This window comes from Jatrophihabitans sp. (assembly GCF_036389215.1).
Classification (GTDB): Bacteria; Actinomycetota; Actinomycetes; order Mycobacteriales; family Jatrophihabitantaceae; genus Jatrophihabitans_A.
The window spans coordinates 14611-37613 of sequence record NZ_DASVQG010000248.1 but is presented as its reverse complement, the minus strand read 5'-3'; the positions used below and the strand labels follow the sequence as shown (position 1 = coordinate 37613).

Below are 23003 nucleotides of genomic sequence, written 5' to 3'. Positions count from 1 at the left end.
CTCGATCAGCAACGCCTCCAGCTCGGAGTCCGCCGTTGTCGCGCAGCCGATGGCCGCGGGGATGTTATTAGCGGCAAGGTCCGCTCGGAAGCCGGTGCTCAAGAAGGGGCCGCCCTCCCGCCGGCCAACCGGGATCAGCACCACGATCTGCCGGGTTCCGTAGCGGCCCAGCAAGTCCGAGGGGTGGAGCCCCGACTCGATCGACTGCAGGATGCGCAGCTCCTGGCCGGCCTCGTCCGGGTCGATCATGAGCAAGGCGACGTGACCATGCACGTCATGGAGCATCTGCTGGGCCTGCACCATCCACGCCGTTTCGGACCACAGCCGAGTTACCGGGTCAAAGGCCTCCTCGACCTTGACCGTCTCCCGCAGCGACCAATGGTGAACGAGAAGCAACGCCGGGACCACGAGTACGCCCATCGCAACGTTCCAATTCAGAAGCCCTGCGAGTGCTATGCCCAGACATTGCGTTGCTGCCTCGGCCGCATGTGCTCTTGGGTTGGCGAACATCCTTAGCACATGCTTCTGCCGAGCCAGCATCACTGCAGTAGCGATCAAGGCGATGTCAACAGCGGAGTGGGTAAGCATCGCGAGCGGAACCCCTGCGACTCCGTCCACTGCATGTAGAACAACCGAGGCGACAACGCATGAGCTGGCGGCAGCAGCGCCGGTATAGATGTACTTAAGCGGATTTGCACGCCTGACGATTCTGCGAGATGGCCACTCGGCCAAGTAAGTGACGGTAACCACTGCGGCGATGTACAGCGGTGGCAGGGTCAGCGCAGCAGCGAAGGTCCAGGTACTTATAAGGTCTGGCATTTTTTCTTCGGAGAGGGCGCGCCGAAGACGTTCTAACCGCCGAACCGAGATGGAATAGGTAACACTGATCGTTGCCAAAAGCAGGAAGCAAAGGTCGTCGGGTCCGATCATCTCAGGAACCGCTGACACTTAAGTACGTGCAGCGTTTCATGAGCGGATTCATGGGAGCGCTGGCACGGACGTCAATGGTCGAAGGGGGTGTATTGAATGTCGCGTCAGTGGGGATGGCCGTAAACACCCGCGTGTGATCGGGAGGGCTAAGGCGCGGCCGGACAGGCCGCGCCTTGGCACCGAGCAAACCGGCTCTCATCGCAAACCCCTCGTATCGACCGTGACAGACGGTACCCGTCACGTCCGGATCTGTCACCACTGGCTGACACTAATGCTCGCAGTACACGTACCTTCTGCTGGGCGCTCAGATGCGCTTCGCTCGCATGGTGGGTCATCGGCGTTTGCCTTGCGACATAGGACGACACGGTTTGTGTCGACTAGAGCCCCCGGACCGTAACTAAACCTACCGGTCGCCAAGACATCGGTCGGATGACCAGAAGCGCAAGTGCTCGTCGGAGTATGTCAGGCTGCGTTCCTTTAACGCGTGATGCCCCCAGATTCAAGAAAAGGGCTTATCACTGACTCACTGACGCAGACGCTGATGACGTCATCTTTAGACACAGGTCGAAGCTGCTGAGTGTGAATCATAACTTGGGTAGTGTAGACGGTTCGCCTATAGAGCGAGGGCCAGGTTAGTCACCAGCCCGATAGCGTCTACTCGTTAAGTGGCAGGTATTCACCTAGGCTACTGATCCCGTCCGACTGTAGTACTAACCACTGACAAATCCTTACCAGGTTCCCTAGACGAACTGCCTAGAATGCCTTCTGCCCAAGAGTGCTCAGCTACGAGCCACGAATGGTCTGCTGGGCGGCCTGCCCGGCCGCCCGTCCAGCACCGTCCGAGCGCCGGCTGGCTCGTGCTGGCACTCAACGCCGCGCTGGTCCTGGCGACGATCTTGCTGCGCTGACCGCTCAGCTGCCCGGCGCCGGGGCCAGCGGTTCGACGGCGGCAGTGGCCAGGTCGGCGGGCACCGTATGGCCGCCGGCGAACTCGCGGTAGTCGACCGGGTAGCCGTCCGCCCGCAGCTGCGGGACGATCCGCCGGCTGCAGCGCTGGATGGGCAGCACGCCGTCGGCGTTGCCGTGGGAGATGAAGATGGCCGGCTTGCCGCTGCGGCGGCCGGGCACCAGGAAACCCGGCGAGAAGGCCAGGATCCGGCTGAACAGCTCACCATTGACCAGGCCGACGGACAGCGCGTAGGAGGCACCGTCGGAGAAACCGGCCAGCGCGATCCGCGCCGGGTCCACCTCGAAGTGCTCGAACACCTCGATGAGCAGCCGATCGAGCACCGCGATGTCGGGGCCGAAGTCGCCGCGGATGATGTCCCAGCTGTACTCCCGGGATTTGGGCGCCAGCAGCAGGATGCCCCGGCGCTCGGCCTCACCCTGCAGGATGGGCAGCACCTGCGCCGGGTGCGAGGTCGCACCGTGCAGCAACACCACCAGCGGCAGCGCCGCGCCGGCCGTCCCCGGCGGCACGAACAGCGCCGATTCGGCGTCAGCATCGTGGGAACCACCGCCGCCGGACATCAGGTGCAACCCGGGCGGCAACGGCGGCTCGCCCGGACGGCCCGGCCGGGCCGACAGCATGCCGGCCTGCCAGCCGAGCTGGGTCTGTGCGGAGAAGGTCGGGCTCACGTCGTCCTTCCTCAGGCTGGTCGTCCGCCGGCTGGTCGTCCCGCCGGCTGGTTACCTCGCTGGCTGGTTACCTCGCTGGCCGATTACCTCGCTGGCCGATTACCTCGCTATGACTTACTCGCTACGACTTACCTCGCTACGACCCATCGTATGCACGCCATGGTCCTGGGACAGCGGGGTGATGTGTGGGTGTCCCGGCTTGCTGGTCGCGGGTGGCTAAGGGGGCGAACCCCCGGGGTTTGACGGCGATATGGGGCTGCATGATGATTGGTCTGTCACACCCGGCGCCCGGCCGGTGTCTCCATGTCAAGTCCGCCAGACATAGGAGGAGACATGACCAGCACGGCCCGGATCGACAAGGCTGAGATCACCGGCGTCTACGGGGCGTTGGCGACCAGGTTCAGCAAGAAGCAGTTCGGCGAGGTGCCGGACCCGCTCGGGGTGATGTGGCACAACCGCCCGGTGCTCAAGGCGTACTTCGCGCTCGGCGGCAAGGCTGAGAAGTGGGGTGCCTGCGACCCCAGCCTGAAGTCGTTCGCCCACCTGGCCGTCGCATCGCTGGTGGGCTGCTCCTGGTGCCTGGACCTGGGGTACTTCCGCGCCCACAACGAGAAGCTCGACCTGGACAAGGCACGCGAGGTGCCGCGCTGGCGCGAGTCCGGCGCGTTCACGCCGCTGGAGCGCGACGTCCTGGAGTACGCCGAGGCGATGACCCGGACGCCCCCGACGGTGACCGACGAGCTCTCGGCCCGGTTGCTGACGGCGCTGGGTGCGCCGGCGATGGTGGAGCTCACCGCCTACGTCGCGTTGGCGAACCTGTGGACCCGGACCAACACCGCGTTCGGCATCGAGTCGCAGGGCTTCGCCGCGGCGTGTGACCTGCGACCGCTCGCGGAGCCGAGCGGCGTCGCGTCTTCGGCCCCATGAGCCTGGACCCGTTCGTGGCGCATCGACGGCTGCTGTTCACCGTCGCCTACGAGATGCTGGGCTCAGCCGCGGACGCTGAGGACGTGGTGCAGGAGACCTGGCTGCGGTGGGCGGACGTGGACCAGGCGCAGGTGCGGGACCCGCGCGCCTACCTGGTCCGCATCGTCACCCGGCAGGCGCTCAACCGGCTGCGCACGCTGGCCCGGCGGCGCGAGGAGTACGTCGGGGAATGGCTCCCCGAGCCGCTGCTCACCAGCCCTGACGTGGCCGAGGACATCGAGCTCGCCGAGAGCGTCTCGATCGCGATGCTGACCGTGCTGGAGACGCTCGACCCGGCCGAGCGCGCGGTGTTCGTGCTGCGCGAGGTGTTCGACCTGCCCTACGACGAGATCGCCGCCGCTGTCGAGAAGTCCCCGGCCGCGGTCCGCCAGATCGCGCACCGGGCGCGCGAGCACGTGGCCGCTCGCCGGCCGCGCGCGCAGGTCAGCCGGGCCGAGCAGCGGGCGGTCGTCGAGCGGTTCCTGGCCGCGCTGCAGAACGGCGACGTCCAGGGCCTGCTCGACGTGCTGGCGCCCGAGGTGGTGCTCCGGTCCGACGGCGGCGGCGTGGTGGCCGCCGCTCGGCACCCGATCGAGGGTGCGGAGGCGGTGGCTCGCTTCCTCGCCGTGTTGGCGAAGGTCGCGCCCGGCGCCCGGGTCGACACGGTGTGGCTGAACGGCGCGCCGGCCGCGCGGATCGATTTCGGCGGCGAGGTCACCGCGGTCAGCCTGGTGATCGAGGACGGCCGGATCAGCCGGATCTACGCGATCCGCAACCCGCACAAGCTGACCCGCCTCGGGGCGGAGGCGGAGCTGAGCCGTTAGCCGCGAGACCGCTCGTCCATCAGCCACCCGGGCGCCGGCGGTGCCGCCAGCCGAGCCGAATGGGGCACACATCGGTGGCTGTTGTACCAAGATGGGCGCATGACGCTGCATCTCGCCACCACTCCGGCCGCCAACAAATTCCTGGCCGACGACCCGCTGGCCTTGCTGGTCGGCATGCTGCTGGACCAGCAGATCCCGATGGAGAAGGCCTTCACCTCGCCGCAGGTGCTCGCCGAGCGGATGGCGGTGTCCCGGCTGGACGCCGGGCAGATCGCCGACTACGACCCCGCCGCGTTCGAGGAGCTGTTCCGGCAGGTGCCGGCGCTGCACCGGTTCCCGGCCGCGATGGCCAAGCGGGTGCAGGAGCTGTGCCGGGCGCTGGTGGAGAAGTACGACGGCGACACCGCCTCGGTGTGGACGAGCGCCGCGGACGGCCGCGAGCTGGTCAAGCGGATCGCCGGGCTGCCAGGCTTCGGCGAGCAGAAGGCCCGGATCTTCACCGCACTGCTCGGCAAGCAGTTCGGAGTCCGGCCGGCCGGCTGGGAGAAGGCGGCGGCCGCATACGGCGAGTCCGGGTCGTTCCGGTCGGTCGCGGACGTGGTGGACGGCGAGTCGCTGAAGAAGGTCCGGGAGTTCAAGAAGGAGCAGAAGGCCGCTGCCAAGGCGGGAATCTGAGCCTGCTGGCGGCTGGTGGCCTCAACCCGAGGGATCAGCCGTCATGGCATGGTCATACGTCCTGCGAGGGTGACATGAGACGAACGGCATGGCACGCGAGCGTGCTTGGCGTAGCAGTCCTGGTCTTGACTGCCTGCGGCAGTTCGGCGCCGAAGCCTGGATCTCCCACCTCTGGTGTGCGGGTGATAGCCCGTAGTGCCTTCGCGGGACAGCCGGAGGCGGGCGACGTCTTTCCGGCAGTCAGCGGCACCTTCGGCCAGCAACCGCACGTCCAAGCCACGGCCAAGGACACTCCCGAGTCGCCGTCGGTGCTTTACCTCTCCGACGGAACCGGTGACCCCATCGTTCCTCGCGGCGCGCTCGAGGTGCGCTACGTCAAGACGGAATGGGGCAGCGGCCGAGTTCTGCACGACTCATGGGCTGCCGGCATCGACCGCGACGAGTTGCCGCCCGGGGACGCTGACATAGCAATCCGAGGCCTACTCAATGTCATGCGCGTCGGCAGCCGGGTCGAGATCGTCAATCCCACTGCGAATGGGATCACAGTGTTCGTGATCGATGTGCTGTCCCAAGTCGCGCCGAGCACCAGCCCCAGCGGATGAGCGCGCCGCTGCCGTAGCGTCCGCGGCGTGACGACACTGCTGACGGGCATCGGGCTGCTGGCCACGCAGGCCGCCGACCTCGGCGAGATCGCCGACGCCGCGCTGCTCATCGACGGCGACCGGATCGGCTGGATCGGCCCGGCGACCCGGGCGCCGGACGCCGACACCGCGGTCGACCTCGGCGGCCGCTGCGTGCTGCCCGGGTTCGTCGACTCGCACGCCCATCTGGTCTTCGCCGGCGACCGCGCCGAGGAGTTCGCCGCCCGGATGACCGGCCAGCCCTATACCGCAGGTGGCATCCGGTCCACGGTGGCCGCCACCCGGGCCGCGTCCGACGATCAGCTGCGGGCCAACCTCAGCGGGTTGGCGGCCGAGCTGCACGCCGCCGGGGTGACCACCTTCGAATGCAAGTCCGGCTACGGCCTGGACGTCGCCACCGAAGAGCGCTCGGTCCGGCTGGCCGCCGAGCAGACGCCCGAGGTCACCTTTCTCGGCGCGCACGTGGTGCCGGCCGGCACCGACCGCGGCGACTACCTCGACCTGGTGTGCGGGCCGATGCTCGAGGCCTGCGCGGCACACGCCCGCTGGGTGGACGTCTTCTGCGAGCAGGGCGCCTTCGACGTGGACGAGAGCCGGGCCGTGCTGCGGGCCGGCATGGCCGCCGGCCTCGCGCCCCGGCTGCACGCCAACCAGCTGACCGCCGGTGGCGGGGTGGCGCTGGCCGTCGAGCTGGACGCCGCCAGCGCCGATCACTGCACCCACCTGTCGCCGGCCGACATCGACGCCCTGGCCGGCTCGTCGACGGTGGCGACCCTGCTGCCGCTGGTGGAGTTCTCCACCCGCTCGCCCTACCCCGACGCCCGGGGCCTGCTGGACGCCGGCGCGACGGTGGCACTGGCCACCGACTGCAATCCCGGCTCCGGGTTCTCGACGTCGATGCCGCTGGCGATCGCGCTGGCCGTCCGGGAGATGCGGATGACCCCGGCCGAGGCGGTCCATGCCGCCACCGCCGGCGGCGCCCAGGCGTTGCGGCGCGCGGACATCGGCCGGCTCGCGGTCGGCCTGCGGGCTGACCTCACCGCGCTGGATGCGCCGTCCTACCTGCACCTGGCGTACCGGCCAGGCGTGCCGCTGGTACACCGAGGGTGGCGGGCCGGCGAGGAGCTCCCGCTGCGCCAGCCGGCTGGCCGGTAGTTCAACCGGCCAGCAGCACGCCGAGGAACAGTGCCAGCAGCGCGCTCAGTCCGGTCAGCGCGCCCCACACGGCCAGTCCCCTCCGGCTGCGCGAGCGGGCATGCGCGGCCGCCGCGACGCCGGACACCACCACGACGGCAAGCTTGACCATCAGCGTGGTCCGGTACTCACCGTGCATCCGGTCGTTCTCGGCGGCCACGTTCCAGATTCCGGTCAGCACCAGCACCGCGAAGGCCGGCCAGGCGATCCGGTTGAACGCCTGGGCGGCTCGCTTGGGCACGTCGACCCCGGCACCGCGCAGCGCCGGCACCAGCGCCGCCAGGGTGAGCTGGCCACCGACCCAGACGGTGGCCGCGAGCACGTGCAGGAAGAGCCGGACGCTGTCCCAGCCGACGCCGATCATGGCCGGAACTGTAAACGGTGGCCGCCCTTGGGCAAGCCGCGGATCAGTGCTTGGCTGGAGAGGTGCTCCATCCTTCGGGCAGGCAGCGACGCTACCTCGACCGGGTCGAGGCAGGCACCGTGCTGGCCGACCAGCTGGCGCAGCAGCTGGCCGGTGACCCCGCCCTGGACCGGCTGCTGGTGCTGGGCCTGCCGCGCGGCGGTATCCCGGTTGCCGACCGGGTGGCGAGAAAACTGGGCGCGCCGCTGGACGTGCTGCTGGTGCGCAAGGTTGGCCTGCCCGAACAGCCGGAGCTGGCGATGGGCGCGGTGGCGGCGATCGGTGACCAGACGGCGGTGGTCCGCAACGAGCCGGTGCTGCGGCAGCGGCGGGTGCCACCGGCCGAGTTTGCCGCGGCCTGCCGCGTCGAGCTGGAGATCATGCACCGGCAAGCCCTCCGCTACCGGGGCGCCCGGGAACCGCTGGAGCTGGCGGCCCGGTCGGTGATCGTGGTGGACGACGGGCTGGCCACCGGTGCCACCATGCGGGCCGCGGTCGCCACGCTGCGCGCCACCGGAGTCGGCCCGCTGGTGCTGGCGGTGCCGATCGGCTCGCCGCGTACCTGCCAGGCACTGGCCGGGCTGGTGGACACGCTGGTCTGCCCCTGGCAACCGCCGGACTTCGGATCGGTGAGCCAGGGGTATCAGGACTTCGGGCAGGTCAGCGAAGCGACGGTGATCCGGATCCTGGCCGGCTGAGCAAGTCAGCTGCCGGATCCGTTGAGCACGTCAACTGGCCGGATCCTGGGCGGGTCCGGTTGAGGGGTGAGCACCGTCAGCTGAACCGGCGGGCGACCGCCTCGGCGCGGGCCACCAGGTCCAGGTCACGGGCCACGCCCGGCACGTAGAAGATGATGTAGTCAGCCCCTGCCTGCAGCGCCGCATCGACCCTAGCCGCGATCTCGTCCTCGGTGCCGATCACGGTGCCGGCCGAGAACTCCTCCCATTCGACGCCGCCGCGGACATGCTCGGTGGCCTTGGCCGGGTCGTCTCCGGCATTGATCGGGTACACGTTGATGCTGGTGGACTTGATGATGTCGCCGTAGTCCCGGCCGACCGTCTCGCAGTGCTGCTTCAGGATCGCCAGCTTGTCGGAGATCACCGCCGGGTCGCCACCGCCGACGTTGGCCGCGTCGCCGTACTGGGCGACCAGCTTCAGGGTGACCTTCTCACCGCCGCCGCCGATCCACAGCGACGGGTGCGGCCTGCGTACCCCCTTCGGCTCGTTGATCGGCTTGTCGACCGAGTAGTACTTGCCGCTGAACTGGAACTCGTCCTGGGTCCACATGCCGACCACGATCTGGACGGCCTCGCGGAAGGCGCCCATCCGGTCCTTGAGCTCGGGCCACTCGTAGCCGTAGGCCTTCCACTCCTGCTCGAACCAGCCGGCCCCGATCCCGGCGTAGAGCCGGCCGTTGCTGGCCACGTCCACGGTGGAGGAGATCTTGGCGTAGAGCGCCGGGCTGCGGTAGCCGTTGCAGCCGACCATCTGACCGATGTTGACCCGGTGGGTGTCGCGGGCCAGCGCCGCGGTGGCCGTCCAGCACTCGAAGGTCGTCTCGGTGCTGGGCTTGGGGACGGTGTGGAAGTGGTCGTAGAGCCAGATCGAATCCCACGATCCCTCGTCGGCCGCCTTGGCGACCGCCGTCATCGCCTCCCACTGCTGGACCGGGTCACCGAGGCCGACCAGGTCCATCCGCCAGCCCTGCGGCACGAAGATTCCGAAGCGCGTCATGGGTCAAGTCTGCTCCAGCCGCGGGGGCGGTTCCGGGCCGGGCCCTCGACCATTCAGGCTAAGACAGCGCAGGTCAAGAACCGCGGGCAGCCCTGACCTGCGGCTGGGTTTATTTCGGCTTTACTTCGGCTTCTTGGTACCGGGCTTAGGTGCCGCCGCCAAGACCTCAGTGGCCTGCGGCTTCTTCTCCTGCTTGGGTTTGCGTACCTCGCGGCCGCCCTTGTTCTTGCCGGACATCAGATGCTCCTCGATTTGGCAGGGAGAGCGGCTGGCGGCTGCTGGTTACCGGAAAGGCTGCGTGGTCCGCAGCGGCCGCATGCCCGTGTGAACGGCACTTGGCGAACACAGACAGCCGCGGACGGCCCCGCTGGCCCCGGTCGCTGCGCAGTAGCGCACGGCGATCGAGTCGTGGATTTCCCTAGGGTGCCCGCATGCCACGCACAGCAGGTCATCGTGCTCGGTCCTTGACTCAGCGACTGTCTGAGATTTTTGCATCCTTGGCCCTCGCAGACCCGTTGAACGGGTCAACACAACTCTCACCACCGCGAGTCCGACAGGCCGTCGGCGTAGGCACCATGGTGACCTAAGGCTACTCCCAGCGGTGCGCGAGAACTAGGTGAACTCACCCGGTCGCCATCGACGAGTGAGCCGGCTAGCAACCCACGCAACCGGCTCAGGTCACCGCGACGATGTCGGCCTGGACCAGCTCACCGTCCTCGATCAGCAGCAGGCCCGCGGTGCCCCGGGGCTGGCGCCGCTTGTCGGTCGGCGAGCCGGGATTGAAGATCCGCTGGCCGTCGTGCACCTCGTTCAGCGGGATGTGCGAGTGGCCGAAGACCACCAGCCCCGCCTCGGGAAACCAGCGCCTCAGCCGGTCGGCCCGGCCGGCGGCCTGCCCGCTGTCGTGCACCATCGCCACCGGCAGGCCGGCCAGCTCCAGCGTCAGGGTGTCCGGCGCGCCCCAGTCGGCCACGTCGGTGCCGTCGTTGTTGCCGCGCACCGCGTGCACCGGCGCCCACCCCGACAGCTCGTCCAGCACGTCCGGGGTACAGACGTCACCGGCGTGCAGGATCACCTCGGCATGCTCCAGCAGCCGCGCGACCGCCGGCGGGCAGGACTTCCAGTACCGGGGCGCGTGGGTGTCGGACAGCACGGCCACCCTCATGCGCTCCAGCGTGACACAGGCACACGTGACCCGAGGCGGCGCCGTCCGGCGGCGCTACCCGGGATGAAGCCACACCCGGCCAGCACGCGTGAACGTCAAGGATAGGGTTTGGGTGTGAGGGTGGGTGTTTATGTAGATGCGTACAACTTGTACTACGGGGGCCGGCAGGAGTGCGGTCGAAGCCAGCCGGGTTGGCGCTGGCTGGACATTCGAAGCCTGGTGACTGAAGTGATCAACCAGTCCTCCTGGCAGGACCCGTCCGTCAAGCGCGTCATCTACTGCACCGCCCGAACTGATGCGGTGACCAACCCGTCAGGCTTCGCCGACCAGGACGTGTACTTACTTGCGCTGCGGAAGTCCAACAGCGTGGATCATATTGAGTTCGGCAACTATGTCGCTCGCGTGAAGAACGCCCTCCTGGCCACTAAGGACCCGACAACGTCCCGGCCGGTTCTTACCACTTCTCAGTGGCCGCTCATGGTCAAGGACCCCTCCAACAGGAGCGTGACCGACGCCAGGTTCATGGTGTCCTACCTACATCAGGAGGAGAAGGGCTCCGACGTGAACGTCGGCGCCCACCTGCTCATCGACATCTTGACGGACGAGGTGGATGCCGTGGTTGTTGTCTCCAATGACAGCGACTTGCGGTACCCCGTTACATACGCCCGAACCCGAGTCCCGGTAGGGATAGTCAACCCCCGGAACACCTACCATGCGGGAGATCTCAGAGGAACTGCCACCGCCGGGGTCGGTGACCACTGGTGGCGACGGCTCAAGGAGTCCGACTACCGAGCTCATCAGCTTCCAGATCCTGTCGCCGGTTACACAAAGCCGGTAGGTTGGTGAGCACGCCATCCAACTGTTATTCACTCACGTCGTGGGCTACAGTATTTCTATAACTCACCCGGTTCCTCGTGGACCGGGTTTTTCTTTTGTATTCGTCGCAGTCGTGAGCCGGTTCGTTTCGTGTCTCCTGGCCCGGGTAGCGCGCTGATCTTCCACGCGCTTACTCCATCCACCAGCTTCCAAGCGTGCTCGGGCAGACTGGCGCCGTGACGGACACCGACCAGCCGCCGCCAGCCAGCCGGCACCGTTACTCCTACGGCGGCGACGAGTCCCAGTACGGGGAGCTGTACCTGCCGTCGCCGGACCTGGCAGGCACCAGGCGACCGGGCACCGTGATCGTGATCCACGGCGGCTTCTGGCGAGCTCGCTATGCCGCCGACTACGGCGCGCCGCTGGCCGCCGATCTGGCCGCTCGTGGCTGGGCGGCCTGGAACCTGGAGTACCGCCGGGTCGGCAACGGCGGTGGCTGGCCGAACACCCTGGCCGATGTGGCAGCCGGCATCGACCTGCTCGCCGAGCTGGCAGAGCAGGCCGGCGCCGGGCCGGCTGGTCGAGCACGACTGGACCTCGACCGGGTGGTGGCCATCGGGCATTCGGCCGGCGGCCAGCTGGCCACCTGGGCGGCCGGCCGGCCGGTGCTGCCCGAGGGTGCGGTCGGTTCGGCGCCGCGGGTTCGGGTGACCGGGGTGATCGCCCAGGCCCCGGTGCTCGACCTGATCCAGGGCGCCCTCGACGGCCTCGGCGTCACCGCGGTGGCGGACTTCCTCGGCGGCCTGCCGGCGGAAAAGCCCGAGCGTTACCGGCTTGCCAGCCCGCGCGAGCACGTCCCGCTGGCCGTCCCGGTGCGCTGCCTGCACGCCCGCGACGACGACACGGTGCCGTTCTCGCAGAGCGCGGACTACGTGCGGGCGGCTCGGGCAGCCGGTGCGGACGCCGACCTGGTGGAGGTGACCGGCGGCCACTTCGGCGTGATCGACCCGACCTCGCCGGCCTGGCAGGCGGCCGTCGAGCTGCTACCAGGCCTGCCGGGCCGCTGACCGCTACCCAGGCTGACCGCTCTCCAGGTTGCCCGGCCCACGGCGCGAGACGCGGTTCATGCTGCTGCCGGTTACCGTGTAGTAACACAACCAGCCCCTGAGAAAATGGTGAGCGCTGATGGCTACCGAGGCATACGTGTATGACGCGATCCGCACCCCGCGGGGCCGGGGCAAGCAGACCGGGTCGTTGCACGAGGCGAAGCCGGTGTCGCTTCTAGTCGGCCTGATCGATGAGATCCAGCGGCGCAATCCCAGCCTGGACCCGGCCCGGATCGAGGATGTGATCCTCGGCGTGGTCACCCCGATCGGTGACCAGGGTTCGGTGATCGCCCGTGCCGCGGCGATCGCGGCCGGCCTGAACACCTCGGGGCCTGGCGTCCAGATCAACCGGTTCTGCGCCTCCGGGCTCGAAGCGGTCAACCTGGCCGCCCAGAAGGTCCGCTCGGGCTGGGAGGACCTGCTGCTGGCCGGTGGGGTCGAGTCGATGTCCCGGGTCCCGATGGGTTCCGACGGCGGCGCGTGGGCGATGGACCCAGAAACCTCACACGCCATCAGCTTCGTTCCGCAGGGGATCAGCGCCGACCTGATCGCGACCCTCGAGGGCTTCAGCCGGGAGGACGTCGACTCCTTCGCCGCGGACTCCCAGACCAAGGCGGCCAAGGCACAGGCCGACGGCGCCTTCGCCCGGTCGCTGGTCCCGGTGCGCGATCGCAACGGGCTCACCCTGCTCGACCATGACGAGTTCCCGCGGCCCGGCACCACCGTCGAGACGCTGGGCAAGCTGCCGGCCTCCTTCGAGGGCATGGGCTCGATGGGCGGCTTCGATGCGGTCGCGCAGCAGAAGTACCACTGGGTGGAGCGGATCGACCACGTGCACACCGCGGGCAACTCCTCGGGCATCGTCGACGGCGCGGCGCTGCTGCTGGTCGGCAGCGAGCAGGCCGGCACCGAGCTCGGCCTGACCCCGCGAGCCCGGATCGTCTCGACCGGCGTGGTCGCCCAGGAGCCGACGATCATGCTCACCGGACCCGCGCCGGCCGCCCGCAAGGCGCTGGCCAAGGCCGGCCTGGAGATCGAGCAGATCGACTTGTTCGAGGTCAACGAGGCCTTCGCCGCCGTCGTCCTGAAGTTCCTGCGGGACCTGGACCTGCCGGCAGAAAAGGTGAACGTCAATGGCGGGGCGATCGCGCTGGGCCACCCGCTCGGCGCGACCGGGGCGATGATCCTGGGCACCCTGATCGACGAGCTGGAACGCCGGGACCAGCGCTACGGCCTGGCCACCCTGTGCGTCGGCGGTGGCATGGGCGTCGCCACGATCGTGGAGCGAATCTGATGACCGACACGACAGGCATGATCGGCTGGGACCGCGACGCCGACGGCATCGTGACGCTGACGATGGATGATCCCGATCAGCGCGCCAACACCATGAACGCCACCTTCCAGAACTCCCTCGGCCCCACCGTCGACCGGCTCTACGCCGAGCAGGACGCGATCACCGGGGTGATCCTGACCTCGGCCAAGGACACCTTCTTCGCCGGTGGTGACCTGCGGCTGCTCAGCCAGGTCACCGACGACACCGCCGGCGAATTCTTCGCCGCCGCCCAGAAGCTGAAGGCCGCGCTGCGCAGGCTCGAGACGTTTCCGCGGCCGGTGGTGGCAGCGCTCAACGGCACCGCGCTGGGTGGCGGCCTGGAGATCGCGCTGGCCTGCCACCACCGGATCGCGCTGGATCGGCCCAAGGCTGAGTTCGGCTTTCCCGAGGTGACCCTCGGCCTGCTGCCCGGCGGTGGCGGGGTGGTCCGGACCGTCCGGATGCTCGGGATCGCAGATGCCCTGATGAAGCTGCTGCTCCAGGGCCAGCGGCTTCCTGCCGCCGAGGCGGTCGCGACCGGAATCGTCGACGAGCTGGCCGGCTCGCCCGAGGAACTGCTCGCGGCTGCCCGGCGCTGGATCGCCGCCAACCCGCAGCCGGCGCAGCCATGGGACCGCAAGGGTTACAAGATCCCCGGTGGCACCCCGGCCAACCCGTCGTTCGCCGCGATGCTGCCGGCCTTTCCGGCCACCCTGCGCAAGCAGCTCAAGGGTGCCCCGATGCCGGCGCCGCACCACATCCTGGCCGCGGCGGTGGAAGGCAGCCAGGTCGACGTCGACACCGCGCTGCGGATCGAGACCCGCTACCTGACCGACCTGGTGCGCGGCCAGGTCGCCAAGAACATGATCTCGGCGTTCTGGTTCGACCTGAACTCGATCAACTCCGGCGGCAGCCGGCCGGCCGGCTTCCCGCGGCGGCAGGCCAGCCGGGTGGCAGTGCTCGGCGCCGGCATGATGGGGGCCGGCATCGCCTACGTGGCAGCCCGCAACGGCATCGAGGTGGTGCTGCGCGACGTCACGCTGCCGGCCGCGGAGAAGGGCAAGGACTACTCCCGCAAGCTGCTGGACAAGGCGGTCTCGCGCGGCAAGCTGACCGAAGCCACCCGCGATGAGGTACTGGCCCGGATCACCCCCACCGATTCGGTAGCGGACCTGGCCGGCTGCGACCTGGTCATCGAGGCGGTCTTCGAGAACGTCCGGCTCAAGCACCAGGTCTTCGCCGAGGTGGAGCCGGTGGTCGCCCCGGACGCCCTGCTGGGCTCGAACACCTCGACGCTGCCGATCACCACCCTGGCCGAGGGAGTGCGGCGCAGGCAGGACTTCATCGGCCTGCACTTCTTCTCACCGGTCGACAAGCTGCCGCTGCTGGAGATCATCCGGGGTGAGCAGACCTCGGACGAGGCACTGGCGCGGGCCCTGGACTTCGCCCAGCAGATCAAGAAGACCCCCATCGTGGTCAACGACAGCCGCGGCTTCTTCACCAGCCGGGTGATCGGCACCTTCGTCAACGAGGCGCTGGCGATGCTGGGCGAGGGCGTGCACCCGGCCAGCATCGAGCAGGCCACCACCCAGGCCGGCTATCCGGTGGGGGTGCTGCAGCTTGCCGACGAGCTGAACATGGAGCTGTTCGTCAAGATCCGCAACGAGACCCGGGACGCGGTCGAGGACGCCGGCGGCAGCCTGCCCCCCCATCCTGGCGAGGCGGTGGTGGACCGGATGCTGGAACTCGGGCGCCCGGGCCGGTTGCGTGGTGCCGGCTTCTACCACTACGACGAGGCCGGTGCGCGCACCGGGCTGTGGCCGGGGCTGGCCACCGAGTTTCCGGTGCGCGGCAACCCGGCCGAGCGGGACCTGCTGGAGCTGCAGGAGCGGATGCTGTTCGCCGAGGCGGTGGAGTCGGTGCGCTGCCTGGAGGAAGGCGTGCTCAGCGCGGTCGCCGACGCCAACATCGGCTCGATCATGGGCATCGGCTTCCCGCCGTGGACCGGCGGCGTCCTGCAGTACATCAACGGATACCAGGGCGGGACCGGCACCGGCCTGCCCGGTTTTCTCGCCCGCGCCGAGCAGCTCACCGAACGCTACGGTGACCGGTTCAGCCCGCCGCCGCTGCTGCGCAAGAAGGCCGAGAACGGCGAGACGTTCTGATGCCGGCCGTGCCCAGCGGCACCGTGCTGATGGCCGTGCCCAGCGGCACGCTGATGCCGGCCGTGCCTAGCGGCACTGTGCTGATGGCCGTGCCTAGCGGCACTGTGCTGATGGCCGTGCCCAGCGGCACGCTGATGCCGGCCGTGCCCAGCGGCACTGGGCGCTGAGGCGATGCCCGGTCCGCTGAGCGGTGTCAGGGTCCTGGAGCTCCCCGCGATCGGGCCGGTGCCCTTCGTGGGGATGCTGCTGGCCGATCTCGGCGCCGAGGTGACCCGGATCGACCGGCTGGTTCCCGGCGGCGATCCGCTGTCGACCATCCTGGGCGCCACCGGCCCGCTCGGGCGCGGTCGCAAATCGGTGGCGCTGGACCTGCGCCAGCCGGCCGGAGCGGCGGTGGCGCTGGACCTGGCGGCCGGCGTCGACGTGCTGATCGAAGGGTTCCGGCCCGGGGTGGCCGAGCGGCTGGGCGTCGGGCCGGACGAGGCGCTCGGCCGTAACCCCCGGCTGGTCTACGGCCGGATGACCGGCTGGGGCCAGGACGGGCCGCTGGCCAGGACCGCCGGCCATGACATCACCTACCTGGCGGTCTCGGGGCTGCTGCACGGCATCGGTCCGGCGGCCGGCCCGCCGACCCCGCCGGCCAACTACGTCGGCGACTTCGGCGGCGGGGCGATGTCGCTGGCGGTGGGACTGCTCGCCGCGGTGCTCAACGCCCGATCCACCGGCACCGGGCAGGTCGTCGACGCCTCGATGGTGGACGGGGCGGCGTACCTGGCAACCATGGTCCGCACCCTGCACGGGCACGGGCTGTGGCGCGACGAGCGGGAGGCCAACATCTTCAACGGCGGCGCCCCGAACTACCGCTGTTACACCTGTTCCGACGGCGGGTACGTCGCGGTCGGTGCGCTCGAACCGAAGTTCTGGGACGAGCTGCTGGTGACGCTGGGCCTGGACCCGGCGACCGTCCCGTCCCCGCTGGACCCGGCGCGCGCCACCGAGCTGACCGACCTGCTGGCCGGCATCTTCGCCGGCCGGCCGCGCGATGACTGGGCCGAGCTGTTCGCGGGCTCGGACGCCTGCGTGGCGCCGGTGCTGACGCTGACCGAGGCGCCGGACTACCCGAACAACCGGGTCCGTGGCTCCTACGTCGAGGTGACCGGAGTACAGGTCGCCGGCCCCGCACCGCGGTTCGGCGGCACTCCCAGCGTGCCGGCCGGGCCGCCGCCGGCGCTCGGGGCGGACACCGATGAGGTTCTGAGCGGGCTGGGCTACTCCGTCGACCGGGTGGCCGAGCTGCGGGCGGCCGGCGTCCTGGGCTGAGCAGCCGGCTGCCGCCAGAACTGTGGGCGTCCTCGGCTGTCGCCGGAACTGCGGGCGCCGGAACTGCCGGTCAGCGCGAGTGGCTCACCACCCACTCCTCGATCCGGTCCCACTGCCGCGCCAGCCAGTCCAACTGGGCCGCCTCGTCCGCGGGAACCGTGTCGGGGGCGTGCTGCCACCAGCTGATCCGCATCGGACGATCCCACAGCGGCAACGCCCGCCAGATCAGGCCGGGGCTGACCAGGGTGTCCAGGCCGGTGTGGGCCACCACCAGCACCGCCGCGTCCGGACGTGCCTGCAGGCAGGCCAGCGCACCGCCGGGCCGGGGTGGCAACACATGGCTGTTGGCCTGCGCCAGCGCGGCAGCCCGCCGCCGGCCCGCGCGCCACAACCGGCGCACCGCTCGACGATGCCGCCTGGGAGTCCAGTTGCCGCCTTCGGGGAACAGCAGGAGCGCGTCGTTGCCGTCCAGGCCGCCCGCCAGTTCGGTGAGCGGCTCCGTCCGGTCCTCACCGGCCCCGGATCGCGAGGGCAGGAAGTAGCACCGCAGCCGGTTCAGGAGAACGTCCAGGCCGGGATCCCACTGCAGGGCTGCCTTGAGCACCACCCTGGGACACCGGTCCAGCTCGCTCGCGATCAGGTGGACGAGGGCGAACGAGTCGCCGGGGCCGGCATGGCGGGCAAGCACCAGCAGCGGGACCGGCGAGTCCGGCCGGGCCGGCGGCAGCGGCTTGTCCAGCAGCACGGTGAACCCGACCAGCGCCTCGCTGGTGACCCGCAGCCGATCCAGGCACCAGCGCAGCAAGCGCTGGTGGGCCGGCAGCCAGTCCGAGGCACCGGAACGCCGGACCGGCCTGGCCAGCCACAGCCAGAAGCAGCCGAGCAGCATCACCAGGTCCAGCGCCAGGTAGGCCGAAGCCAGCCACGCCAGCCGCCAGAGCCTGCCGCGGACCGGGCGGACCAGCCCGATCAGCGACCCGGCCAGCCAGCCGAGCGCGCCCAGCACCCCGAACAGGGCGCCCAGCAGCAGCGCCAGCGGCACCCACAGCGGATCGATCAGGCACCGGCGCACCCAGCGCGGAGGCAGGCCCGCCGTCATCCAGCGGTTCCGGAGCGCTCCAGGTACCTGGCGGAGGCGGCATAACCCCGCTCGATCCGGTCGGTGACCCGGGAGGCGTCCCGGTAACGCATCGTCACCAGTGGGGTGTCGGGGTCACCACTGGGCAGCACGTGGACCTCCACCTCATCGCTCAGGGCCGCCATCTCCTCGACGAACCGGTGCCGGCGGGCGATCTCGAAGGCCACCAGGCCGACCTCCCACGGAAACCGCGGCGCCCGCAGCGGCTGTTCGACCCGCCCGACGTGCAGGACGTAGATGGTCCGGGCGCCCAGCGCCACGGCGCGCCCGACCGGAATGGAGTGCACCAGGCCGCCGTCGAGGAAGTGTTCGCCGTCGATCAGCACCGGTGGCAGCAGCCCGGGCACCGCGCACGAGGCAAGCACCGCCTCGGTGATCGGACCGGCGGTGAACCAGTGCGAGGTCGCCCGTTCGATGCTGGCGGCCACGCACTGGAACGGCACCTGCAGCTCCTCGATGGTGCGCACCGGCAGGTGCGCGGCGGCCAGTTGCCTCAGCGCGTCGGAGGAGTGCAGGTGGGTGCCGTGCCTCATCAGGGTCTTGGCACGGCCGAACACCGATCCGGAGAACACCGCCGAGGCGGCGAGCTCAGCCCATAACTCGGCCAGCCCCGCGGCGGTGTCCAGGCTCGGGTCGGCGGCCAGCATCGCCCCGTTCAGCGCGCCGACGCTGGTGCCCAGCACCAGGTCGGGACGGATCCCGTGCTCCAGCAGCGCGCGCACCATGCCCACCTGGGTCGCTCCCAGCACGCCGCCGCCGCCCAGCACGAACGCCACCTCTGACTGCGGGCTGGGCTGGGGCATGCCTGTGATCATGCCTGGCCGCTCAGCCTTCGACCCGATGAAACCAGTCGATGCGAGGTCAGCTGTTCTGGATCACCGAGAGGACATTGCCGGCCGGGTCCTTGAACCAGGCGATCGGCGGCCCGACGAGCCGGAAGATGCCCCGGTCGTCCACGCCCTCGTAGGTCTCGAACGTGATGCCGCGGGACGTGAGTTCGGCCACAGCCGATTCGATGTCGTCGACGTCGAAGTTCAGCATCGTGTACTCGGCAGGGACGTGGTCGTCGCCCTTGGGGTAGACCAGGATGTTCTTGTCCGGGCCGAGGTGCAGCGTGAGCATCCCGTTCTCCTCGGTGAACGGGATCTGCAGGGTCTGGCCGTAGAACTTCGCGGCGGCCTCGACGTCGTTCACCGAGAAGCCGCTGAATGCCCTTGTCGTGTCGAACATGGCTGCTTTCCAACCTTCGATGCGGTGCGGCGTGCCTGGTGCGCGCGCCTGAGGCGCTCGACCGTACCGCCAGGTCCGGACATGACGAACGCCGGTCCGGACATGACGAACGCCGCAGTCCCGGCGGGAGCTGCGGCGTTCGGCCATGCGTTGGTGCGGTTACACCTCGGCAGGGGTATTGGTGTTGCCCTCGAGTAGCGAGCGAACTTCCGACTCACGGTAGCGACGGTGGCCGCCAAGCGTGCGAATCGAGGTAAGCTTGCCAGCCTTCGCCCATCGAGTAACCGTTTTGGGGTCCACTCGGAAAAGCGTCGCCACCTCTGACGGAGTCAGTAGTGGCTCAGACTCTGTACGTTGACGAGGATTGGTCATTGACCCTCGCCCCCTTCCTGGATATTTATAACGCGCATCCCGTTGCGACGTCCTAGGAAGTATGCACCAGTTTCCGATGCAACTTCTTGTCTGCACGCTGTGAGTTTTGCCTCTCAACATTACAATTTGGTATCGAACCGGGATTTCGCTGTATTTCTTACACACTTGGTGATCACAGAGACACACCCTGTTAGCGCGATCGCCGAGGACGTGGCCGCGACCGGGTCAACAAGCTCAGATCAGCCTTCCAGGTGGTGTGCGGCGCGGCGGATCCGCGATGTACTCTCGGACCTACGAATTGATACTCATTCCCGGCGCGGACTTCCCTAGCGACTCCGCCCGGATGACCGTGCGAGCGAGGGGGTCGAGCCATGGGGCGCGGCCGTGCTAAGGCAAAGCAGCAAAAAGTGGCCCGGGAGCTCAAGTACAACTCCCAGAGCACTGACTTCACAGCCCTCCAGCGGGAACTCGGCCATCCGGCCGAGCCCGGCTATACCGAGACCGACTCGGACGGCGATCCATACGCCGACGACGATCTCGAGGACGAACAGAGCTGGGTGGGCCGTCCCCGCTAGGCCCAGTACGGCTCCCGGCGCGCTTGCCTGCAACCGCTCGTACCTGCAGGACTCGGCCGTCTAGAAGCCGCTGGTCGCGTAGTTGCCGCTCAGCTGTACCCCGGGACTGTCAGCGCCACTGATCAGGCCGACCTCGCCCAGCCGCCAGGCTGTCAGCCCCCGGCTGGTCAACAGCTGCAGCGCCGCTTCGGCATACCCTGCCGACACCACCGCAACCATGCCCACCCCGAGGTTGAACGCCGGCTCCAAGTGGGCACGGTCGATGCCGCCGGCGCGGGCGAGCAGCTGGAAGATCGGCAGCGGCGACCAGCTGGCACGGTCGACGTGCGCCTGCAGGCCCGGCGGCAGCACCCGGTGCAGGTTGCCGGCCAGGCCACCGCCGGTGATGTGGGAGAAGGCGTGCACGCCCGCCAGCCCACCGTCGGCGATCAGCTGCAGGCAGTCCTGGGCATAGATCCTGGTGGGCGTCAAAAGCTCCTCGCCCAGTGTTCGGCCGGCGAGTTCCCCGGGCGTGTCGGACAGCGCCAGACCGCTGCTGGCCAGCACCTGCCGGACGAGGGAGTAGCCGTTGGAGTGCACTCCCGAGGACCCGATCGCGATCAGCACATCGCCGGCCAGCACCCGGTCGGCGCCCAGCACCGCGTCGGCGTTGACCACACCGGTGCCGGCGCCGGAGATGTCGTAGTCCTCGGGGCCCATCACCCCCGGATGCTCGGCCGTCTCGCCGCCGACCAGCGCGCAGCCGGCCTGGACGCAGCCCTCGGCGATGCCGGCCACGATCTGGGCTATCTTCTCCGGGATCACCTTGCCGGTGGCGATGTAGTCGGTGAGGAACAGCGGTTCGGCGCCGACCACCACCAGGTCGTCGATCACCATGGCGACCAGGTCGATGCCGATGGTGTCGTGCCGATCCAGTTGCTGGGCCAGCACCAGCTTGGTGCCCACCCCGTCGGTCGAGGTCGCCAGAACCGGGCGCGGGTAGCGGGTGAGGTCGAGCCGGAAGAGCCCGGCGAAGCCGCCGAGGCCGCCCATTACCTCGGGGCGGGTGGTTCTGGAGACCGAGGCCTTCATCAGCTCGACGGCGCGGTCACCGGCCTCGATGTCGACGCCCGCGCCGGCATAGGAGAGGGTCGTCGCGGTGGGTTCGGTCGCGGAGTGGGTCTCGGTCGCGGAGTGGGCGCTCGGCTCGCTCACGTCAGCCGCAACGCCTCGGCGGCGGTGTAGCCGTCGGCCCGCTCAGGCTCGAGCGCCGCCGCGCCGTTGGCTGCCCCAGTGCCGTTGACTGCCCCAGTGCCGTTCACTGCTCCAGCGCCGTTCACTGCTCCAGTGCCGTTCACCGCCCGGCCGATCCCTTCCAGCACGTGCTTGCCGACCACCTGGGGCAGCGGAATCGGGTACTCACCGTCGAAGCAGGCCCGGCACAACCGGGTCTTGGGCTGGTCGCTGGCGGCGATCAGGCCATCGAGGGACAGGTAGCCCAGCGAGTCGGCGCCCAGCGAGGCGCGGATGCCGGCGACGTCCAAGCCGCTGGCGATCAGCTCTGCCCGGGTCGCGAAATCGATGCCGTAGAAGCAGGGCCACTTGATCGGCGGCGAGGCGATCCGGACGTGCACCTCGACCGCGCCGGCCTCCCGCAGCATCCGTACCACCGCGCGCTGGGTGTTGCCCCGCACGATCGAGTCGTCCACCACCACCAGCCGCTTGCCGCGGATGACGTCACGCAGCGGGTTGAGCTTCAACCGGATGCCGAGCTGCCGGATGGTCTGCGACGGCTGGATGAAGGTCCGGCCGACGTAGGCGTTCTTGACCAGGCCGGTGCCGTACGGAATGCCCGATGCCTCGGCGTAGCCGATCGCCGCGGGGGTGCCCGATTCCGGGGTGGGCATCACCAGGTCGGCTTCGACCGGATGCTCCTTGGCCAGCCGGCGGCCGATCTCCAGCCGGGTCGAGTGCACCGAACGGCCGCCGATGGTGGTGTCGGGCCGGGCCAGGTAGACGTATTCGAAGACGCAGCCCTTGGGGTCGGGGTTGGCGAAGCGCTGCGAGCGCAGGCCGTCCTCATCGATCGCGATCAGCTCACCGGGCTCGACCTCGCGGACGAAGGAGGCGCCGACGATGTCCAGGGCGGCGGACTCGCTGGCGACCACCCAGCCCCGCTCGAGCCGGCCGAGCGACAGCGGCCGGACGCCCTGCGGGTCGCGGGCGGCGTAGAGGGTGTGCTCGTCCATGAAGACCAGCGAGAAGGCGCCCTTGATGGTGGGCAGCACCTGCATCGCGGCCTCTTCGACCGAGACGTCCGGGCGGCCCGCGAGCAGCTCGGTCATCAGGTCGGAGTCCGAGCTTGCCGACAGCTGCGATCCGCGGTTGCGGCCGCCGTTGCCGCTGGCGGCCTCGTGCAGCGCTGCGGTGTTGACCAGGTTGCCGTTGTGCGCCAGCGCGATGCCGGTGCCGGCGGCGGTGGTCCGGAACACCGGCTGGGCGTTCTCCCAGGTGGACGAGCCGGTGGTGGAGTAGCGGGTGTGGCCGAGGGCGATGTGGCCCTTGAGGGTTGCCAGGGTCGCCTCGTCGAAGACCTGGGAGACCAGGCCGAGATCCTTGTAGACCAGGATCGAGGACCCGTCGCTCACCGCGATGCCGGCGGCCTCCTGGCCCCGGTGCTGCAGGGCGTACATGCCGAAGTACGCCAGCTTGGCGACTTCTTCACCGGGTGCCCAGACGCCGAACACGCCGCACTGGTCCTGCGGTCCTTGGTCGTGGGGGTCGAGGTCCTGGGTAAGCCTGCCGTCTCCGCGCGCCACG

Annotated in this window: 25 protein-coding genes; 13 read left to right on the top strand and 12 right to left on the bottom strand. The window is 69.4% G+C overall.

From position 1 onward, the window contains the following. Together VF542_RS14125 and VF542_RS14120 are read right to left on the bottom strand one after the other, a co-directional pair. On the bottom strand, positions 1-930 hold a 930-nt coding region (locus VF542_RS14125; protein WP_408652341.1), incomplete at its 3' end, for a hypothetical protein. A gap of 912 nt (positions 931-1842) precedes the next feature. After that, a complete protein-coding gene (locus VF542_RS14120) occupies positions 1843-2568 on the bottom strand; it encodes an alpha/beta hydrolase (RefSeq protein WP_408652340.1) in 726 nt (241 codons plus the stop codon). Between the two features lie 333 nt (positions 2569-2901). Between VF542_RS14120 and VF542_RS14115 the strand changes: the two genes are divergently transcribed. The 5 genes from VF542_RS14115 to hutI all read left to right on the top strand — a co-directional run bounded on the left by VF542_RS14115 (position 2902) and on the right by hutI (position 6829). Then, a complete protein-coding gene (locus VF542_RS14115; RefSeq protein WP_408652339.1) occupies positions 2902-3495 on the top strand; it encodes a carboxymuconolactone decarboxylase family protein in 594 nt (197 codons plus the stop codon). Then, positions 3492-4358 carry an RNA polymerase sigma-70 factor gene (locus VF542_RS14110; protein ID WP_408652338.1) on the top strand — a complete coding sequence of 289 codons (867 nt, stop codon included), beginning with the start codon at positions 3492-3494 and terminating at the stop codon, positions 4356-4358. Before VF542_RS14115 ends, VF542_RS14110 begins: the two co-directional genes overlap by 4 nt. 99 nt (positions 4359-4457) lie before the next feature. Next, positions 4458-5033, top strand: coding sequence for an HhH-GPD-type base excision DNA repair protein (locus VF542_RS14105; protein ID WP_408652337.1), 576 nt, complete (start codon positions 4458-4460; stop codon positions 5031-5033). 182 nt (positions 5034-5215) lie between these two features. After that, positions 5216-5635, top strand: a complete 420-nt coding sequence (locus VF542_RS14100; protein WP_408652336.1) for a hypothetical protein — start codon at positions 5216-5218, stop codon at positions 5633-5635. A gap of 27 nt (positions 5636-5662) precedes the next feature. Continuing rightward, positions 5663-6829 carry an imidazolonepropionase gene (gene hutI / locus VF542_RS14095; RefSeq protein ID WP_408652335.1) on the top strand — a complete coding sequence of 389 codons (1167 nt, stop codon included), beginning with the start codon at positions 5663-5665 and terminating at the stop codon, positions 6827-6829. 1 nt (position 6830) lies between these two features. On the opposite strand, the gene VF542_RS14090 is transcribed toward hutI, so the two are convergent. Beyond that, positions 6831-7232, bottom strand: a complete 402-nt coding sequence (locus VF542_RS14090; protein ID WP_408652334.1) for a hypothetical protein — start codon at positions 7230-7232, stop codon at positions 6831-6833. A 62-nt stretch (positions 7233-7294) separates the two neighbouring features. Between VF542_RS14090 and VF542_RS14085 the strand changes: the two genes are divergently transcribed. Then, complete coding sequence (locus VF542_RS14085; RefSeq protein ID WP_408652333.1) at positions 7295-7969, top strand: phosphoribosyltransferase; 675 nt, start codon at positions 7295-7297, stop codon at positions 7967-7969. 76 nt (positions 7970-8045) lie between these two features. Here the strand turns inward: VF542_RS14085 and VF542_RS14080 are convergent, their stop codons facing one another. The 3 genes from VF542_RS14080 to VF542_RS14070 form a co-directional block, all read right to left on the bottom strand. Further along, on the bottom strand, positions 8046-9005 hold the full coding sequence (locus tag VF542_RS14080; RefSeq protein WP_408652332.1) for an LLM class F420-dependent oxidoreductase: 960 nt from the start codon (positions 9003-9005) through the stop codon (positions 8046-8048). A gap of 282 nt (positions 9006-9287) precedes the next feature. Beyond that, positions 9288-9500: an RGCVC family protein gene (locus tag VF542_RS14075; protein ID WP_408652331.1), complete on the bottom strand. Its 213-nt coding sequence runs from the start codon at positions 9498-9500 to the stop codon at positions 9288-9290. A 178-nt stretch (positions 9501-9678) separates the two neighbouring features. Then, a complete protein-coding gene (locus VF542_RS14070) occupies positions 9679-10170 on the bottom strand; it encodes a metallophosphoesterase family protein (protein WP_408652330.1) in 492 nt (163 codons plus the stop codon). A 219-nt stretch (positions 10171-10389) separates the two neighbouring features. On the opposite strand from VF542_RS14070, the gene VF542_RS14065 reads away from it, so the two are divergent. The 6 genes from VF542_RS14065 (at position 10390) to VF542_RS14040 (ending at position 16889) form a co-directional block, all read left to right on the top strand. Further along, entirely contained in the window at positions 10390-11016 is a 627-nt protein-coding gene (locus VF542_RS14065; RefSeq protein ID WP_408652329.1) for an NYN domain-containing protein, read from the top strand. A gap of 206 nt (positions 11017-11222) precedes the next feature. Then, positions 11223-12053 (top strand): alpha/beta hydrolase family protein, encoded by an 831-nt coding sequence (locus VF542_RS14060; protein ID WP_408652328.1) that lies wholly within the window; start codon positions 11223-11225, stop codon positions 12051-12053. Between the two features lie 118 nt (positions 12054-12171). Continuing rightward, entirely contained in the window at positions 12172-13386 is a 1215-nt protein-coding gene (locus VF542_RS14055; RefSeq protein WP_408652327.1) for an acetyl-CoA C-acetyltransferase, read from the top strand. Further along, positions 13386-15569 carry a 3-hydroxyacyl-CoA dehydrogenase NAD-binding domain-containing protein gene (locus tag VF542_RS14050; RefSeq protein ID WP_408652326.1) on the top strand — a complete coding sequence of 728 codons (2184 nt, stop codon included), beginning with the start codon at positions 13386-13388 and terminating at the stop codon, positions 15567-15569. Before VF542_RS14055 ends, VF542_RS14050 begins: the two co-directional genes overlap by 1 nt. Further along, entirely contained in the window at positions 15569-15736 is a 168-nt protein-coding gene (locus tag VF542_RS14045) for a hypothetical protein (RefSeq protein WP_408652325.1), read from the top strand. The genes VF542_RS14050 and VF542_RS14045 overlap by 1 nt, the downstream gene beginning before the upstream one ends. A 4-nt stretch (positions 15737-15740) precedes the next feature. Further along, positions 15741-16889 carry a CaiB/BaiF CoA transferase family protein gene (locus VF542_RS14040; protein ID WP_408652324.1) on the top strand — a complete coding sequence of 383 codons (1149 nt, stop codon included), beginning with the start codon at positions 15741-15743 and terminating at the stop codon, positions 16887-16889. A 70-nt stretch (positions 16890-16959) separates the two neighbouring features. On the opposite strand, the gene VF542_RS14035 is transcribed toward VF542_RS14040, so the two are convergent. The 4 genes from VF542_RS14035 to VF542_RS14020 all read right to left on the bottom strand — a co-directional run bounded on the left by VF542_RS14035 (position 16960) and on the right by VF542_RS14020 (position 19629). Next, positions 16960-17988 carry a 1-acyl-sn-glycerol-3-phosphate acyltransferase gene (locus VF542_RS14035; RefSeq protein WP_408652323.1) on the bottom strand — a complete coding sequence of 343 codons (1029 nt, stop codon included), beginning with the start codon at positions 17986-17988 and terminating at the stop codon, positions 16960-16962. Beyond that, entirely contained in the window at positions 17985-18830 is an 846-nt protein-coding gene (locus VF542_RS14030; RefSeq protein WP_408652322.1) for a patatin-like phospholipase family protein, read from the bottom strand. The genes VF542_RS14035 and VF542_RS14030 overlap by 4 nt, the downstream gene beginning before the upstream one ends. A 58-nt stretch (positions 18831-18888) precedes the next feature. After that, the gene (locus tag VF542_RS14025; RefSeq protein WP_408652321.1) at positions 18889-19257 is read right to left on the bottom strand and encodes a VOC family protein; all 369 of its coding nucleotides are present in this window, start codon (positions 19255-19257) and stop codon (positions 18889-18891) included. Between the two features lie 159 nt (positions 19258-19416). Further along, a complete protein-coding gene (locus VF542_RS14020) occupies positions 19417-19629 on the bottom strand; it encodes a BldC family transcriptional regulator (RefSeq protein ID WP_311422163.1) in 213 nt (70 codons plus the stop codon). 407 nt (positions 19630-20036) lie between these two features. Here VF542_RS14020 and VF542_RS14015 point away from each other — a divergent pair, with 407 nt between their 5' ends. Then, positions 20037-20204, top strand: coding sequence for a DUF3073 family protein (locus tag VF542_RS14015; protein WP_408652320.1), 168 nt, complete (start codon positions 20037-20039; stop codon positions 20202-20204). Between the two features lie 60 nt (positions 20205-20264). Here VF542_RS14015 and purM read toward each other — a convergent pair whose 3' ends face one another. Continuing rightward, a complete protein-coding gene (gene purM, locus VF542_RS14010; protein WP_408652319.1) occupies positions 20265-21398 on the bottom strand; it encodes a phosphoribosylformylglycinamidine cyclo-ligase in 1134 nt (377 codons plus the stop codon). Beyond that, a complete protein-coding gene (gene purF / locus VF542_RS14005) occupies positions 21395-23002 on the bottom strand; it encodes an amidophosphoribosyltransferase (RefSeq protein WP_408652318.1) in 1608 nt (535 codons plus the stop codon). Before purF ends, purM begins: the two co-directional genes overlap by 4 nt. Between the last annotated feature and the right edge of the window lies 1 nt (position 23003).

Excerpts from the sequence above, each read along its gene's own strand:
- VF542_RS14080 (WP_408652332.1), bottom strand. The coding sequence starts at position 9,005 with ATGACGCGCTTCGGAATCTTCGTGCCGCAGGGCTGGCGGATGGACCTG.
- VF542_RS14110 (WP_408652338.1), top strand. The coding sequence starts at position 3,492 with ATGAGCCTGGACCCGTTCGTGGCGCATCGACGGCTGCTGTTCACCGTC.
- VF542_RS14055 (WP_408652327.1), top strand. The coding sequence starts at position 12,172 with ATGGCTACCGAGGCATACGTGTATGACGCGATCCGCACCCCGCGGGGC.
- VF542_RS14105 (WP_408652337.1), top strand. The coding sequence starts at position 4,458 with ATGACGCTGCATCTCGCCACCACTCCGGCCGCCAACAAATTCCTGGCC.
- VF542_RS14020 (WP_311422163.1), bottom strand. The coding sequence starts at position 19,629 with ATGACCAATCCTCGTCAACGTACAGAGTCTGAGCCACTACTGACTCCG.
- VF542_RS14025 (WP_408652321.1), bottom strand. The coding sequence starts at position 19,257 with ATGTTCGACACGACAAGGGCATTCAGCGGCTTCTCGGTGAACGACGTC.
- VF542_RS14035 (WP_408652323.1), bottom strand. The coding sequence starts at position 17,988 with ATGACGGCGGGCCTGCCTCCGCGCTGGGTGCGCCGGTGCCTGATCGAT.
- VF542_RS14040 (WP_408652324.1), top strand. The coding sequence starts at position 15,741 with ATGCCCGGTCCGCTGAGCGGTGTCAGGGTCCTGGAGCTCCCCGCGATC.
- VF542_RS14115 (WP_408652339.1), top strand. The coding sequence starts at position 2,902 with ATGACCAGCACGGCCCGGATCGACAAGGCTGAGATCACCGGCGTCTAC.
- VF542_RS14090 (WP_408652334.1), bottom strand. The coding sequence starts at position 7,232 with ATGATCGGCGTCGGCTGGGACAGCGTCCGGCTCTTCCTGCACGTGCTC.
- VF542_RS14030 (WP_408652322.1), bottom strand. The coding sequence starts at position 18,830 with ATGCCCCAGCCCAGCCCGCAGTCAGAGGTGGCGTTCGTGCTGGGCGGC.
- VF542_RS14070 (WP_408652330.1), bottom strand. The coding sequence starts at position 10,170 with ATGAGGGTGGCCGTGCTGTCCGACACCCACGCGCCCCGGTACTGGAAG.
- VF542_RS14045 (WP_408652325.1), top strand. The coding sequence starts at position 15,569 with ATGCCGGCCGTGCCCAGCGGCACCGTGCTGATGGCCGTGCCCAGCGGC.
- VF542_RS14075 (WP_408652331.1), bottom strand. The coding sequence starts at position 9,500 with ATGCAAAAATCTCAGACAGTCGCTGAGTCAAGGACCGAGCACGATGAC.
- VF542_RS14050 (WP_408652326.1), top strand. The coding sequence starts at position 13,386 with ATGACCGACACGACAGGCATGATCGGCTGGGACCGCGACGCCGACGGC.